Raw genomic sequence first — 15,117 nt, 5'->3', positions numbered from 1 at the left:
ATGATTTTTAAAAATATTCATACGTGAAAAATAACATTTTGCTAGGTCTACAGGATCAACCTATTTTTTTACGCTATAATGTTCTATATAAAATAAAAAGGAATTACTAATATGAGTGAACCAATCATTTCGAATTATGGGATTTATTCAGTGGCATCTTTTAAAAAGCCGTTACTCTCAATCAGTTCGGCGATGATTAATCCTGGACTATATGAAGCCAGTATTTTTATTAATCGAACTGTGCCTGTTGACTATAATCCACAGCATGTACAAGAAGAATTTATAGATTTTTTAGTCCAGCATGACCTTCCTATCGAGAAGAGTGTGGCAATGATGACTGCAGTAAACCAGGAGTTTCTTTTTATAGATACTTTTCAGGATGGAGAACTAACGCTGACGGTCATGTTAACAGCTGGGCTAGGGAATGCAGTAGATATTACCGCCTCGCATCGCTATACATATCAATCAAGGATCGGCACTATTAATATTTTCGTATTTATCGACGGTCATTTAACTGTCGAAGCCTTGATGCAGGCATATAGTGCAGTAACTGAAACAAAGGTGAAAACACTTATCCAGCGTAATATAGTAGATAAAAAAAGTGGGACCTTGGCTACAGGCACATCGACAGATAGCGTATGTGTTGCAGCCACACAACAAGGCGAGCTTTATCCTTATGCAGGCTCCATTACTAAATTAGGAAGCTTGATCGGAAAAGGTGTTGCCCACACATTACATCGTGCAATTGATAATTATATTATTTATACAAAGGGACGTTTAAAATGAATAGTATCATTTGTTTACTGGCCATAGGGTTAGACCGTATCGTAGGCGATCCAAAAGGGCTACCACACCCAGTCATTTGGATTGGCAACTGGATTGCCTTCTTAGAAAAAAGGTTGAATAGGGGGGTCAATCGACGCTTAAAAGGAGCCTTAACGGTATTGCTAACTCTATTCGCTACATTGGCTGTAGTAGGTGCGGTTCTTTTCGTCAGCTATAAAATTCATTGGGCCATTGGTATTGCGATTGAAGTACTCTTAATTGCAATCGCACTTGCTCAAAAAAGCTTAGATCAAGCAGCGATGGTTGTTTATCGTGCATTAGAGGCAAACGACATGGAAGAGGCCCGGACGAAGCTTGGATGGATTGTAGGTCGGGATACAGCTCATTTAGAGGAGCCAGAAGTTGTACGAGGGGTCGTGGAGACTGTTTCGGAAAATACAAGCGACGGCGTAACCGCTCCATTATTTTATGCTCTTCTATTTGGTGCAATCGGTGCGTGGATTTATAAAGCGATTAACACATTAGATTCTATGGTTGCGTATAAGAATGAGCGCTACAGTCAATTTGGCTACATTGCAGCAAAATTAGATGATATTGCGAACTACATTCCGAGTCGTCTAACAGGGTTATTGATTTTGCTTACAACCAAAAATGTAAAAAAGCTACCTTTGGCGGAACGATGGAATAAATGGAAGAGAGATGCGAAAAAACATCCAAGTCCTAATAGCGGCTATTTAGAGGCAGCTACGGCTTATCAACTAGGGATTCGTTTAGGTGGCAATAATTCCTATGGTGGAAAGCAATCCTTTCGAGCGTTTATGGGGGAGCCACTTGTCGTCATGAACCGAGAGCATATTAAGCTTACTGTTCGACATATGTATACCGTCACAATTTACTTTTTACTACTGATTGGAGGGATCATTTTTGGCATTACCTGCGCATGGAGCAAATGCATTGGCTTTATATAGGCAACTTCAGTTACCAATGCCTGAAAAGATTTATGATTTAAGTGAAAATGTGAATGTTCTAGGGAGTCCTTCATCGATTAAAAAGCTTTGGCCAGCGTTGTTGGAAAGTGTCGGAAGTTATCCAGATATGCTTGCAGAACCTTTTCGGAGTAAAGTAGCTAGCGTTCACAGAGTGCCTAATGATTTTGTTGTAGTAGGGAATGGGGCAGCGGAATTACTAATGGCAATCGCGCAGTTTTTTAGAGAAAAGCATGCCATTATTGTGGAGCCCTCCTTTTCTGAATATAAACGAACGCTTTTACAGCAAAACGTTCATGTGGAGTCGATTGTTGTAGAGGATATTTGTCTCTATAAGCTACCGATGCAAGCACTAAAAAAGGCGATGGACAAGGGTGACGTAATTTACCTTTGCAACCCAAATAATCCAACGGGTGTTCTGACAGCTCGTGAGGAAATTGAAGAGCTATTAGCTTACGGTGAAAAGGTTGGCTGTGCCGTAGTTGTTGATGAGGCGTTTATGGATTGGACGGATGAAAAAGAATCGGTAATCGATTTAACTGTCCGCTATGCCAATTTATTTGTCTTACGATCAATGACAAAAATGTATGCTTTAGCTGGCGTTCGCCTTGGCTATTTAGTTAGTAGGCATGCGTCAAATATCTACAATTATTTACCTCATTGGAGTGTTAGCGGCATTGCGATTGCAATTGGCTGCCAATGCTTAGAAGAATCCGCCTTTGTCCAAATATCTGGTGAAAATAGTACGAAAATGCGAACGGCTATGAGTCATTTTTTAATGCAACATGGCTGTGCTGTAACGGCTAGCGAAGCCAACTTTCTAACATTCAAACTACCGATGGGGTGGAGTGTACCGGAAGCCTATCTATATTTCCTTCAGCATGGAATCGTGTTACGGCATACGGAAAACTATATCGGCTTGGATGGTCAGTGGTTTCGGATTGGCATGAAGGATGAAGAAGCAATGAATGAATTTACTAAAAGGTTTGTGGAATATGAAAACAATTTACCTAGTAAGACACGGTGAGACGGAGTGGAATAAGCTAGGCAAGTTACAGGGCTGGCTTGACTCGGAATTAACCGAATTAGGAGTACAGCAAGCAAGGGCGCTTCAGTATACTTTTCAGGGAATGGATATCGATACTGTTTATAGCAGTGACTTAGGGCGGGCGATTTCTACTGCCCGACTTATTGTACCAGCCCAGGAGCCAGTGATTGATGCGCGGCTAAAGGAAATATTTTTAGGTGAGTGGCAAGGAAAAGAGCTTCAATATTTGGAAAGAGATCCTTGTTACGAGCAATATGTGTGTTCACCTCAATCTTTTCAACCGACCACTCAGGAAACATTTCAGTCAGTAGCAAATAGAATGCATGCCTGCTTGCAAAGTGTTGCTCAAAAAAATGAAAAAAATATCATAATGGTATCACACGGGATCGCTATTCATTGTTTGTTGTGGAAATTAAGCGGTGAAAGACTCCATTCTTTATCCGATTTAATCCCTAGCTGTGGTGTTGTAAAGCTAAATTATTGTGACGGTATTTGGGAAATTCAGGAGTTTACCTTGAGGAAAGTACAAAATACTTATTTACAGTAAAAGATTGGTCATGCTATACTTGAAATCGTTGAATCACAATATATTGTGTTATTTTTTATTTAGGTACTACTATATGTAGTTGAAAGGGAAGCTGGTGAAAATCTAGCGCTGTCCCCGCAACTGTAAATCCGAGCGACTTACGTGATACCACTGTTCCAACGGGAAGGTGTAAGAAGTGATGAAGATGAGCCAGGAGACCGCCTCAATAAAAAGACAGTACATTTCTTCGGGGTAGAGTAAATGGATGCGAAGCTTTAGTGTGTCCATTTTAGATTATCTCACATTTGAGGTAGTCTTTTTATTTTTGTCCCATGTTTAGGGATAACGGAGACTATACATAAATTAATGAAATGAGGAATGAAAAAATGAAATTATACACAAAAACAATTTGTCCAAAATGCCTATGGGTGAAATCTGAGTTAGTGCAAGCTGGATTCGATTCAGTTGAAATGATTAATATTGATCACAATGAGCAAGCAAAAGAAAAAATTATCAATGCTGGCTTGATGAGTGTTCCTATTTTAGAGGTTGAAGGCGAACTAATTCATGATGTGCAGGAGATTGTATCGCGAATTGAGATGCTTACGCAGTGATTGCCTATGCTAGTCGAACAGGGAATGTACGCTATATTGTCCAAAAACTAAACCTACCAGCTATCGAAATTACAAAAGATACAGTAATTGAAACACCATTTATCCTTTGTACGTACACAGATGGACTTGGTGATGTGCCCGCTGTTGTCCAAGCCTTTATGGAACAGAACGCTACGTTATGTAAAGGGATTGTCGTTAGTGGAAACAGTAATTTTGGTTTAGATGTTTTTGGACTTGCTGGTGATAAACTCGCTTCAGACTACCATATACCGCTAGTTAGAAAGATTGATTTACGAGGGTTTTCAAAGGATTATGAGGCAATCCTTGCATTTTATAATGATTGTGTGAAAGAGGATGACTATGAAACAATACTTGAAGTTAAATAATGAAGTATTAAATCGCTATCATGCAACTGGTGAGCTCGATTTAGCGAAGGATAAAGAAGCAACACGCCGATACTTTTTAGAGGATGTTAACGTTCGTATGCGTTACTTTATCGACGTAGAGGAAAAAATTCGATACTTAGTCGATGAAGGCTATTATGAAAAAGAATTTATCGACCAATATACGCCAGCATTTATAAAAAGTATGTATAAAAAAGCATACGCTTATAAGTTCCGCTTCCCATCCTTTATGAGTGCAAGCAAATTTTACGAAAGCTATGCGATGAAAAGTCGAGATGGCAAGGAAATTTTAGAAAAGTACGAGGATCGTATCGTTATTATCGCCCTTTATCTCGCACAAGGTGATGAAAGGTTGGCAGAAAAAGCTGTCGAAGCGATGATGGAAGCATACCAGCCTGCTACACCTACTGCATTGAATAGTGGTAAAAAAGCGCGCGGAGAGTTAGTAAGCTGCTTTAAGCTAACAATGGATGACACGATGAATAGCATTGCCGAAAATATTGGCTACTGCTTAGAGCTATCACGTCTTGGTGGTGGTGTCGGTGTAAATTTAACTGATTTACGTCCATTAGGTGATCCAATTAAAGGGATTTTGAACAGAGCTAGTGGTGTAATGCCTGTTGCAAAGCTGCTAGAAAACTCCTTCTCCTATTCCAACCAATTAGGACAGCGTAACGGTTCAGGTGTTGTGTACTTAAACATTTTCCACGGAGATATTGAGAATTTTATTTCCTCGAAAAAACCAAATGCAGATGAAAAAATTCGCTTAGCAACATTATCTACAGGTGTTATCCTTCCAACAATCTTCTTTGAGCTAATGAAGCGAAATAAAGATATTGTGTTATTTAGCTCTTACGATATTTATAAGGAATACGGCAAGCGCATGTCTGAAATTAGCATGAGCGAAATGTATTACGAGTTACTCGATAATCCAAACATTCGCAAGCTAAAACGTTTAAATGCACGTAAGCTTTATACAGAAATTAAGAAGGCACAGTTTGAATCGGGCTATCCGTTTGAAATTTTTGATGATAATGTGAATGAAGCACATCCGTTAAAGAGCATTGGTCGCGTAAAAATGTCTAATCTATGTACGGAAATTCTGCAGGTGCAGGAAACTAGTGTCATTACCGATCAGGACGAGCCAAATCAATACGGCCTAGATGTAAGCTGTAACCTAGGTTCCCTAGATATTTATAAGGCAACAAAGGTCGGGGATTTCGAAACATTAGTCGATACAGCTGTTCGTTTGCTAACGAACGTATCGCAAATGACAAATATTAAAAATGTTCCTTCTGTAGCGAAGGCGAATAAGTTAATGCACTCGATTGGCTTAGGTGTAATGAACCTACATGGCCATCTTGTGACTGAGGGCATTGTATATGGTTCTAAGGAATCTGTTGCATTTATTGATGCGTTTATGGAAGCAGTGAACTACTTCTCGATAAAATCATCGATGGAAATTGCGAAGGAAAAGGGCGTAACCTTTGATCGGTTTGAAGAAAGTGATTATGCAACAGGCGCTTATTTCGATAGCTATACAACGAAAGAGGGCAGTTTATTAGAGCCAGCAGTGGAAAAGGCGTTAGGAAACGTCCCACAGATTACACGTGAAATGTGGCAGGCACTTAAAGAGGATGTTATGAAGCACGGAATTTTCCATGCGTATCGTTTAGCAATTGCACCTACGGGTAGTATTTCTTATATTCGTAGCAGTACGGCATCGATTGCCCCGTGTACTGAACGTGTTGAAGTTCGTGACTATGCAGATAGTCGTACGATTTATCCGATGCCATTTTTAACAAATGAAAATGAGCATCTTTATACAGAAGCATACGAAGTGGACCAATTCAAACTTATTGACCTTTATGCAGCAGCGCAAAAGCATATAGACCAAGGCGTTTCGATGACACTGTACGTGACAGATAGCTGGACTACTGAGCAGCTTGCAAAGGTGTACATTTATGCATGGATGAAAGGAATTAAATCTGTGTATTATGTACGTCAGCGTCTACAAACATTAGAGGAGTGTGTATCATGCCAGGTGTAACAAAGTTTGAGGCGGTTAACTGGAATCAACCAACAAGTGAGCTTGCCAAAGTTTTTTGGGATCAGCAATGGAAGCAAATTTGGTTCCCAGAAGAAATCGCGGTAAGTAAGGATATTAAGCAATGGAAGGAATTTGAGCATCAGGATACGTATAAAAAGGTATTTGGTGGCTTAACACTTCTTGATACTGTACAAACAAATATTGGGATGAATGAAATTGCAAGGTTCACACCGGATTATCAAGAGAAGGCGGTATTAACAGTTTTCGGCGCCTTTGAAGCAATCCACGCAAAATCCTATTCTTATATTTTTACAACTCTTTGTACAAATACAGAAATTGATGAAGTATTTGACTGGGTTAAGAAGAATGAGTTTCTTCAATATAAAGCGACGAAAATTAATGAAGTGTATACGTCGATTAAAGAGGATGATCCTGAAAGTTTGTGGAAGGCGATGTTTGCCTCTGTTATGCTTGAATCATTCTTATTCTACTCAGGCTTTTTCTATCCGCTGTACTTAGGTGGACAAGGCTTTTTACGAAATAGTGCAGAGGTGATATCACTCATTTTACGTGATGAGTCGATTCACGGCGTTGCGGTTGGCTTCTTTGCACAAAACATCTTTAAGCAAATTCCAGCAGACAAACAGGATGAACTAAAGCTTTGGGGCTATGAGTACTTGCTTGATCTTTATCAAAATGAAATGCGTTATACAGATGATGTATATGCGGAAACAGGGCTTAGTCCGGAAGTAAAGGCGTATGTTCGTTATAATGCCAATAAGGCACTAATGAATGTTGGCTTTGATGCGATGTTCCCAGAGGAAGAGGTAAACCCGATCGTGATGAATGGTATTCGTAATGAAGGGTCAACATATGATTTCTTCTCTCAGAAGGGCTCCACATATGCTGTTGCGAAAGTAGCACCAATTACTGACGATACATTTAATTTTGATGATATCCAATAGAGCAAAATAGCTACGAGTAAAGTAAAAGAGCGGGATCATTTCGAGGGCACTGAAAAAGTCCATATCTACTCACGTTGCGAGGTATTTAACGATTTAATCGTTGAATACCTCGCTTTTTTCATTTGGCACTGTGACTGTGTTGTTTTCCGAAGCATTCCGCTCGCTTTCCGCGGGCGAGCGCCGAGCCTCCTCCTACGCTTCGCTTCGTGCGGGGTCTCGACTGTCTCGCTTTCCCGCAGGAGTCGAGCGATGCTTCTCCAAACAACGGAATCTATCATACTATTATTTTATTTACCCTTTCATATATAATAAAAGAATTAATATGCAGGTGGTGCTTCCAATGATTTCAAATCAAGAAACTCTTAACTTAAGTCCATTCATGGCCATTTATGATATTGTTGTGCCAAAAGAGAATATGCTTCGCCAAATCAATGAACTTGTTGATTTTTCATTCATTTTAGAAGAATTAAAGACAAAATATTGTTTAGATAATGGACGTAATGCAATCCCTCCAATCCGCATGTTTAAGTACTTATTATTAAAATCAATTTATGATGTATCGGATGTCGACCTAGTAGAACGTTCAAAATATGATATGTCATTCAAATATTTTTTGGACATGGCGCCGGAAGATCCGGTCATTGACCCTAGCTCACTTACGAAATTTCGTCGGCTTCGCCTCCAAGACGTAAGCTTATTAGACATGCTCATCGGGAAAACAGTTGAAATCGCATTGGAGAAAAAAATCATCAACACAGGCACGATTATTGTGGATGCCACTCATACAAAAGCACGTTACAACCAAAAATCACCGAAAGAATTTTTACAAGAGAAATCAAAAAACGTTCGAAAAGCGGTCTACAAAATAGACGAATCAATGAAAGAGAAATTTCCTGCGAAGACTACTTCTAACGAAGTAAAGGATGAATTAGCTTACTGTGAAAAAGTAATTACAGCGATTGAAAAAGAACCACAAATCGCACAAATTCCAGCTGTCAAAGAAAAGCTGAATGTATTAAAAGAAGTTGTAGAAGATTTCCAAGAACATCTAAACTATTCTTCTGATTCGGATGCGCGAAAAGGGCATAAGACGGCTGAATCTTCTTTCTTCGGCTACAAGACACATATCGCGTTGAGTGATGAACGTATTATTACAGCGGCTATCGTTACAACAGGTGAAAAAAGTGATGGAAAATATCTTCAAGAATTAATCGATAAAAGTACACAAGCAGGTATGAAAATTAATACAGTTATTGGGGATTCAGCTTACTCTGAAAAGGCAAATATTGAATATACAAAAAAAGAGAAAATTGCACTTGTCGCAAAGTTGAACCCTATTCTTACACAAGGACCGCGAAAAGAAGAAGATAAGTTTGAATTTAACAAAGATGCTGGAATGTTTGTTTGTAAGGCTGGTCATCTCGCGACACGAAAAGCACGTACTGGAAAAAAAGGAACGAATAATAGCCAAAGTCAGACTTATTATTTTGATATCGAAAAGTGCAAAGTATGTCCAATGAGGGAGGGATGTTATAAAGAAGGCGCAAAAAGTAAAACGTATTCTGTCACAATCAAGTCAGAAATACATGCCGAACAAGAAGCGTTTCAAAATACGGAAGCATTTAAAGAAATTGCCGCAAATCGCTACAAAATAGAAGCGAAGAATAGTGAATTGAAAAACGGACACGGGTACGATACGGCATCGGCTGCGGGTCTATTTGGCATGGAAATTCAAGGTGCCACAACGATATTCGCTGTCAATTTAAAACGGATAATAAAGCTACTAAAGGAAAATGAGTAAGGAATAGAGACCAAGATAAGGCACTTCCTGTTCAAAAATGAACAAGAAGTGCCTTATTTTTATCTGAAAAAGGTTCATTATAATAAAAACGAAAGTTTTTCAGTGCCCTCATCATTTCCCCGCTCTTTTTTACGTATTGCATTTTTTAGTTGAGACGAAAGCATTTTTTGATTAACTCGCCTATGTGAAGTTTCGTAGTTTGGGTCTTCGTTACTTTTTCAGATACTAGCCACATTTTTCGAAATACTAGCCGTAATTTCAAAAATACTAGCCATTTTTTTCGAAATACTAGCCACATTTTGAAATTTACTAGCCACTGTGAAAATTCGTTGTTTAGAAACTAGCCAACTTTTTTAAATACTCGCCGTTTTTCAAATTAACTAGCCCATCCGAAAATTCGTTATTTAAATACTAGCTCCGTTAGAAATTAGCGTTCTAAGTATAGCTGTTGCCTGTAGCGGAGGCAACGGCTACATTAGAACAACTCCAGTAAACCACGAAATTCCCCTTATTCTTGCTTTGCTGCGTGCATTAAATGTGGTGCTTTTTTCATTGTCCATGTATAAGCAAGGATAAAGCAGCCGATTAGAATAACAGTACCTAAAATATATGGAGAATCCATATTCCAGTCAAATAGAATGCCGGCCAGGGCAGGGCCAACCATGTTACCAAGGCTCATATAGGCATTATTCATCCCGGCGGCAAATCCTTGTTCTGCTCCAGCAAGCTTGGATATTAACGTGTTCACGGCTGGTCGTATAAATGTTGTGGCAATCGAGAAGATCGTCGCCACGACTGTAATAATAAAGAAGCCACTAATATAAATAACAAGCAGCATCGTGACTGCAGCGAGCAATAGGTTTAATAGTATAACCTTCATCTCACCATATCTCTTGAACAATTTATTAACTACGAACATTTGAAGAATTACGCCAGCAAATCCACCTACCGTAATGATAATAGCGATATCAGTAGGCGTATAATCAAATTTTTTGTCTAAATAAAGTGATAGGGTTGCCTGGAAATTTGCAATACCAAAGCTAAAGGTAAACACGACAATTAGGAAAATAAAATACGATGTTTTCACAGAACGTGCTAGCTGTTTCACTAAATTTTCACGAGGTGCAACTTCTTTCGCCTCTTGCTTAATATTCGGTAAAACGAAAAAAGAAAAAATCGCGGCCATAATTGCAAAGGCACCTGCTAAATAGAATGGAAAGTGCAAATTAATGTTAGCTAGGAATCCACCGAATGCTGGACCAATCATAAACCCGAGCGACATCGCCGCCCCAATCATTCCCATTCCTTTTCCACGCTCTTCGTACGTTGTAATATCTGCGACAAATGCCATAATCGGAGGCATAATAAACGCCGCACCAGCTCCAGCTAGGAAGCGTGCTAAAAATAATACCCAGACCTCCGTTGCAATGCCAAATAGGATTTGTGCAAGACCGTAAAGAATTAGTCCACCAATGATAAATATTTTTCTTCCATGTCGATCAGATAAATCTCCTGCAACCGGAGAAAGTAAAAATTGTGCAAGTGCAAAGCTTGCGATTAAAAACCCTAAAACTTGTCCGCCAACGCCAAATATTTCTAAATATGCGGGCATGACAGGAACGATAAGACCAATGCCTCCCATTGTAATAAACATGTTAAACATTAAAAGATATAGGGCAGCATTGTTCGTTTTCTGTGCCATGGCAAACCGCCTTTCCATAAATTTATTTCGAATTCTGAAATGTTTTCACTCTCAGTTTAACATAATTGTACCGTTACACGGGAATAAAATCATCCATCGAATGACCGAGAAGAAGGAAGAATTCAATATACCGCTTTTGCTTGTTAAGGCGATTTTGGAGTATTGACACTACAATAATTGATAAAAAAAGCCAATGCTAATTAAGCATTGGCCCTCTGTCAATCATTATTTTGCAAAGTTAAGCTTCTTATTTAAAAGGTGGATAGTGACACCACCGACAGTCATCGACAATAACTCACCAACTGCAACGGTAAAATAAGTTGGCCAAAATGGTAAATCCAGCATGATTGTTAGCTGAGCCGCCACTGTAAACATCGAGGCGGTAACAATTAGTGCTGTGACAACCATTTTCACTTTCATATTTTCTATATTTTTCGTAACTGCTCGACATAGAAGTAGTACGATAAATGTTGCTAAACCACCAATTGGGACGTCCAAGATCCATGTAGGGGACATAAAATTAGCGAGTACAACGCCAAGCGTAACGGCAATCACGTATCGCTTATGATACAGTGCCAAATAGTTGAACATTTCGGCTATTCGTAATTGAACTGCTCCAAAGCTAATAACAGATAGCATCACTGTAACAGCGACGTAGAGAGAAGCGACAAGCGCTATTTTTGTCAGCTCACTGACAGAGGTACGTGTTGAAGACATAGAAGTTTGCATAAGGGTTCCTCCTTTATAAAATGGCAGGACCATTTTATTCATAACTACGACCAAAGGAGAGAGAGCTATTTTGCTCACCAGAAGTGTCGTAGTGTAAGCTAGACAATTTAACTCACGTGCGTATTATAACAGAGAAACTCAATATACAAAAGAGCTATTTCGTCAGCCACCCACCGTCAATTGTCATCACGGTACCGTGAATATAATCAGCCGCTTTACTTGCCAAATATAGTGTTAAATTGGCGACTTCCTCAGGCTTTGCCCATCGTCCAGCTGGTGTTTGCTCAGCGACCCATTTAGCCATCTCGCCGTCCCCGTCAAAATCTGCCTTGTTCATCGGTGTTCTAATGGCACCTGGTGCTATGGCATTTGCTCGAATACCCTCCCGACAATAATCGCAATCAAGTTGCTTTGTATAGCCTATGACCGCATGCTTTGAAGCCGTATAGGCTGCACCGCCACCACCGGCAACAAGACCAGCGATTGATGCCATATTTACGATGACACCTTCTTGCTGTTTGAGCATTTGCGGTAGAATGGCATTTGTTACGAAATACATTCCCTTTACATTGGTATTCATAATGAGGTCCCATAACGCTTCGTCAGTTTCTAATGTTTTCGCGTAGCTATCGAGTATACCGGCCGTATTTAATAAAATATCAACCTTGCCAAAAGTGGATAGAGCAAGTTCCACTGCCTTATTGACGTCTGCTTGTTTACAAACGCTACCAGCTATAAAAGAGAGACGGTTTTCGTATGGCTCCTGTAATGCTTGTAAATTATCAATATTCTTATCAAAGCCAAATACGTTGGCACCATTTTTTAAAAACGAGAGGGCTTGTGCATACCCAATACCAGAGCCAGCCCCTGTAATGAATACAGTTTTTCCTTGATACTCCTCAAATGTCATAGGTTGTCCTCCGCTTTAAGAAACAATTATCCAGTCTTCGGCTAAAATATCACAAACAGTTGGCGAAAACATTGTGTACCCTTCGCCGGTTACATTAATTAAGAAATACGGATTTAATGCTTCCCCGTCATGCTCACCTTTTTCTACAAGCTTCACATAAAGCTCGGCGCCACCCCAGCCTTCACGAATAACTTTTTCGCCTTGCTTTAAGCGCGGTAAAATTTCTTCAAATGTCATTAATAATCACCTTATCCTTATTAGATTTCGAAAGAAGTATACTTGATTTACGGAAGAGTGGCAATGGGGGATAGCGCCGTTGGACAGGAGAGAAATTTATAAAAATATAGTGGTTATTTTTATGCGGGGAAAAGATGCGCCAGAACTAGCGATTGTAGCTATTTTTCTCTGCTAAATCGCCCTTGTGATACACCTCCTATTCTCTTGCTCTTAAGAGGGTAGGAGGTATGGAAGCTTATCTATAATGAAGGCACTAATCAATACAGCTGCTTAAAAGACTTAGCTAAAGCTATATGTGTGTTTTGCTGCTAACAATATTTATTCTGTATCCTCTATCGATTCTAGGTCTTCTATTTTAACCGGGGCTAATGTAACAATGACCTTCCGTTTCAGCTCTTCTTCTAAGATTGTTTCTAGTGTTCGAATAAATGCCGTATCTAGTGACTCTTCACTTGTAACAGCTAATAGCACATTATATGTACCTGTACCTTGTTGATAAGCAAAGCTAAAGTCGTTTAGTGTACCATCAATTAATTGCAGTTTTTCGTTTACTACTTGTGCAATGATTTCCTCAGGTGTGCTCGTTTTTAATTCTACTACTTCAACGACTTCAGGGTTTGACTCCGGCAGCAGTGATTTATAGCCATCTGTCGCACCTTCATTATTTACTCTCTGAATCATCGAAATATCAGCTACGATTTGTACTGGGGCAGTCAGTTTATACTCTAAGCTATTTTCAAGCTTTCGGATATCCTCTGGTAAAATAATCTGTGCTGAATGCAAGTCAACATTGATGAGAAATGTCGTGTCATCTCTTGTGAAATTCAAGGAATTAATTGCTGCATCAGGAGCCATGACAGCAAGCCCATCTTCCAATGTGTTGCGAATAATCTTCTCTCGTTGATCGGATTCGATAGAAGTTTTTAATAGGAGAATTAATGGAATAGACACAATGACTAATAATAAAATCGGATATATTATTTTACGATCTACAAGACGGGATAAAATAGGTCCCTTTTCCTTGGATGTATCCAAATTCAAATAATGTGCCATTAAGGATGTATTGAATCCTGCAAATTGAAAAATAATCATAGCAATAACATTAATTGCTACCATATTCGCAATAAATAATAATAATGCACCACCGGCCAGATGGTATTCTTGTTTTGCTAATGTAATACCTACTACGCATAAAGGAGGCATTAAAGCTGTTGCGATGGCTACCCCTGGTAACGTAGCACCTGCTCGATAGCAAATGGCATATGCGCCAGCTGCACCGGAAGTAAGCGCAATGATTAAATCAATAAGTGTAGGTGAGGTTCTAGATAATACTTCAGAAGTTAAATCAGAAACAGGTAAAAGTAGTGTTAAAAACGTTGATAAAGCAACGGCTAAAACAGCACCGATAAACTCCGCTTTAATTGTTACTCTTAGTAAAGGATTATTCCCCGTAATCAACGCTAGTCCACTCCCTAAAATGGGATTCATCAAAGGGGCTATGAGCATGGCGCCAATAATTACAGCTGTACTATTTGAAAGTAATCCGTATGTTGCTACGGTACAAGAGAGTACAACCATAATGTAATAATATGTATCTGGCTGTGAGTCTCTCGAAATTTTTTCGGTGATGGATTCGCGTGTAAAATAGTCAATCTGATATTTTTTCTTTTTTGGCTCAATATTAGTTTCGCGCTCCATAGAAGTTGTCATGGCAATCATGCTCCTTTCATCCTCTATAGTGTACTATAATTTCATGATGTAATTAGTGTTTTTTGAAGTTAAAGTTAATACTGGATGTGTATGGTAGGGGGAATAGATTCAGAACGGCGAGATGCCATGTATTCCTATATTAATCACTAGCTTTTGCAATCGTCACTAATTCAAAGTAAAAGCATAAAAAGTAAAAGTAGATGCCATTCGGTTTTGGCGTCTACTTTTTTTGTAATTGACCATTCAGCGGAGAATTCTTTTTTACATAGGTCTCCTTTGGAAAGATAAATGTCCATGGCATGCTAGTATGAGGAGGGATGGAGAGAGCGGGTAGCGAAAATACCTTCTCAGCTATAGCCCCTTGCTCGGTCGAATAGACGAGCCTTGTATGGTCGAAAATGAGCGGATTATCCGAAAAATTATGCACTAAAACGGTAATTAATAGCTCTTCCTTATGATTGATGGCTTCTCGGATTGGAGAAAATGCAATAGTAGAATAGTTTTGGTGTTTCGTTTCATTAAAGATTCTTTGGATTTCATCTCGGTCTTGAGAGGACAGTGTTTTGTCCCAAGCTGCCTCAAATTGTAGCTGCTGCATAAAGGCTAACCTCCTTTTTATGCTAGTGTAACATAAGGAGAGGGAGCTAAA

At 39.3% G+C, this 15,117-nt stretch carries 15 protein-coding genes and 1 riboswitch; of the genes, 9 read left to right on the top strand and 6 right to left on the bottom strand.

What is annotated here, in order from left to right; genetic code table 11:
• Window positions 1–111 precede the first annotated feature (111 nt).
• The 9 genes from V4T18_RS11730 (at window position 112) to V4T18_RS11690 (ending at window position 9,180) form a co-directional block, all read left to right on the top strand.
• Window positions 112–786, top strand: a complete 675-nt coding sequence (locus V4T18_RS11730; protein WP_332649580.1) for an adenosylcobinamide amidohydrolase — start codon at window positions 112–114, stop codon at window positions 784–786.
• Window positions 783–1,754 (top strand): adenosylcobinamide-phosphate synthase CbiB, encoded by a 972-nt coding sequence (gene cbiB, locus V4T18_RS11725; RefSeq protein ID WP_332649578.1) that lies wholly within the window; start codon window positions 783–785, stop codon window positions 1,752–1,754. Before V4T18_RS11730 ends, cbiB begins: the two co-directional genes overlap by 4 nt.
• Window positions 1,711–2,799 carry a pyridoxal phosphate-dependent aminotransferase gene (locus tag V4T18_RS11720; RefSeq protein WP_332649576.1) on the top strand — a complete coding sequence of 363 codons (1,089 nt, stop codon included), beginning with the start codon at window positions 1,711–1,713 and terminating at the stop codon, window positions 2,797–2,799. Before cbiB ends, V4T18_RS11720 begins: the two co-directional genes overlap by 44 nt.
• The gene (locus V4T18_RS11715) at window positions 2,768–3,367 is read left to right on the top strand and encodes a histidine phosphatase family protein (RefSeq protein ID WP_332649575.1); all 600 of its coding nucleotides are present in this window, start codon (window positions 2,768–2,770) and stop codon (window positions 3,365–3,367) included. Before V4T18_RS11720 ends, V4T18_RS11715 begins: the two co-directional genes overlap by 32 nt.
• 44 nt (window positions 3,368–3,411) lie before the next feature.
• Window positions 3,412–3,586, top strand: a riboswitch (cobalamin riboswitch).
• 146 nt (window positions 3,587–3,732) lie between these two features.
• On the top strand, window positions 3,733–3,960 hold the full coding sequence (locus tag V4T18_RS11710) for a glutaredoxin family protein (protein ID WP_332649573.1): 228 nt from the start codon (window positions 3,733–3,735) through the stop codon (window positions 3,958–3,960).
• Window positions 3,957–4,346, top strand: coding sequence for a class Ib ribonucleoside-diphosphate reductase assembly flavoprotein NrdI (gene nrdI / locus V4T18_RS11705; protein WP_332649571.1), 390 nt, complete (start codon window positions 3,957–3,959; stop codon window positions 4,344–4,346). The genes V4T18_RS11710 and nrdI overlap by 4 nt, the downstream gene beginning before the upstream one ends.
• Window positions 4,321–6,414, top strand: coding sequence for a class 1b ribonucleoside-diphosphate reductase subunit alpha (gene nrdE, locus V4T18_RS11700; protein ID WP_332649569.1), 2,094 nt, complete (start codon window positions 4,321–4,323; stop codon window positions 6,412–6,414). The genes nrdI and nrdE overlap by 26 nt, the downstream gene beginning before the upstream one ends.
• Window positions 6,402–7,379, top strand: a complete 978-nt coding sequence (nrdF, locus tag V4T18_RS11695) for a class 1b ribonucleoside-diphosphate reductase subunit beta (RefSeq protein WP_332649568.1) — start codon at window positions 6,402–6,404, stop codon at window positions 7,377–7,379. Before nrdE ends, nrdF begins: the two co-directional genes overlap by 13 nt.
• Window positions 7,380–7,719: 340 nt before the next feature.
• Window positions 7,720–9,180: an IS1182 family transposase gene (locus tag V4T18_RS11690; RefSeq protein WP_332649567.1), complete on the top strand. Its 1,461-nt coding sequence runs from the start codon at window positions 7,720–7,722 to the stop codon at window positions 9,178–9,180.
• A 508-nt stretch (window positions 9,181–9,688) separates the two neighbouring features.
• Here the strand turns inward: V4T18_RS11690 and V4T18_RS11685 are convergent.
• The 6 genes from V4T18_RS11685 to V4T18_RS11660 form a co-directional block, all read right to left on the bottom strand.
• Entirely contained in the window at window positions 9,689–10,882 is a 1,194-nt protein-coding gene (locus V4T18_RS11685) for an MFS transporter (protein ID WP_332649565.1), read from the bottom strand.
• Window positions 10,883–11,107: 225 nt separating this feature from the next.
• Window positions 11,108–11,611 (bottom strand): QueT transporter family protein, encoded by a 504-nt coding sequence (locus tag V4T18_RS11680; protein ID WP_332649563.1) that lies wholly within the window; start codon window positions 11,609–11,611, stop codon window positions 11,108–11,110.
• Window positions 11,612–11,765: 154 nt separating this feature from the next.
• Window positions 11,766–12,521: a 3-oxoacyl-ACP reductase gene (locus tag V4T18_RS11675; protein WP_332649562.1), complete on the bottom strand. Its 756-nt coding sequence runs from the start codon at window positions 12,519–12,521 to the stop codon at window positions 11,766–11,768.
• A gap of 15 nt (window positions 12,522–12,536) precedes the next feature.
• A complete protein-coding gene (locus V4T18_RS11670) occupies window positions 12,537–12,758 on the bottom strand; it encodes a DUF2829 domain-containing protein (RefSeq protein ID WP_332649560.1) in 222 nt (73 codons plus the stop codon).
• A 318-nt stretch (window positions 12,759–13,076) separates the two neighbouring features.
• The gene (locus V4T18_RS11665) at window positions 13,077–14,468 is read right to left on the bottom strand and encodes a TIGR00341 family protein (protein ID WP_332649559.1); all 1,392 of its coding nucleotides are present in this window, start codon (window positions 14,466–14,468) and stop codon (window positions 13,077–13,079) included.
• 220 nt (window positions 14,469–14,688) lie between these two features.
• Window positions 14,689–15,066 (bottom strand): SLAP domain-containing protein, encoded by a 378-nt coding sequence (locus V4T18_RS11660; RefSeq protein ID WP_332649558.1) that lies wholly within the window; start codon window positions 15,064–15,066, stop codon window positions 14,689–14,691.
• Window positions 15,067–15,117: the final 51 nt, after the last annotated feature.

The sequence above is a fragment of the Lysinibacillus sp. 54212 genome (assembly GCF_036662795.1).
In the GTDB taxonomy this organism is placed as follows: Bacteria; Bacillota; Bacilli; order Bacillales_A; family Planococcaceae; genus Lysinibacillus_B.
This window is presented reverse-complemented; position numbering and strand designations above follow the sequence as displayed.

Excerpts from the sequence above, each read along its gene's own strand:
- V4T18_RS11675 (WP_332649562.1), bottom strand. The coding sequence starts at position 12,521 with ATGACATTTGAGGAGTATCAAGGAAAAACTGTATTCATTACAGGGGCT.
- V4T18_RS11690 (WP_332649567.1), top strand. The coding sequence starts at position 7,720 with ATGATTTCAAATCAAGAAACTCTTAACTTAAGTCCATTCATGGCCATT.
- V4T18_RS11670 (WP_332649560.1), bottom strand. The coding sequence starts at position 12,758 with ATGACATTTGAAGAAATTTTACCGCGCTTAAAGCAAGGCGAAAAAGTT.
- V4T18_RS11665 (WP_332649559.1), bottom strand. The coding sequence starts at position 14,468 with ATGACAACTTCTATGGAGCGCGAAACTAATATTGAGCCAAAAAAGAAA.
- V4T18_RS11660 (WP_332649558.1), bottom strand. The coding sequence starts at position 15,066 with ATGCAGCAGCTACAATTTGAGGCAGCTTGGGACAAAACACTGTCCTCT.
- cbiB (WP_332649578.1), top strand. The coding sequence starts at position 783 with ATGAATAGTATCATTTGTTTACTGGCCATAGGGTTAGACCGTATCGTA.
- V4T18_RS11680 (WP_332649563.1), bottom strand. The coding sequence starts at position 11,611 with ATGCAAACTTCTATGTCTTCAACACGTACCTCTGTCAGTGAGCTGACA.
- V4T18_RS11730 (WP_332649580.1), top strand. The coding sequence starts at position 112 with ATGAGTGAACCAATCATTTCGAATTATGGGATTTATTCAGTGGCATCT.
- nrdF (WP_332649568.1), top strand. The coding sequence starts at position 6,402 with ATGCCAGGTGTAACAAAGTTTGAGGCGGTTAACTGGAATCAACCAACA.
- V4T18_RS11710 (WP_332649573.1), top strand. The coding sequence starts at position 3,733 with ATGAAATTATACACAAAAACAATTTGTCCAAAATGCCTATGGGTGAAA.
- nrdE (WP_332649569.1), top strand. The coding sequence starts at position 4,321 with ATGAAACAATACTTGAAGTTAAATAATGAAGTATTAAATCGCTATCAT.
- V4T18_RS11715 (WP_332649575.1), top strand. The coding sequence starts at position 2,768 with ATGAAAACAATTTACCTAGTAAGACACGGTGAGACGGAGTGGAATAAG.
- V4T18_RS11685 (WP_332649565.1), bottom strand. The coding sequence starts at position 10,882 with ATGGCACAGAAAACGAACAATGCTGCCCTATATCTTTTAATGTTTAAC.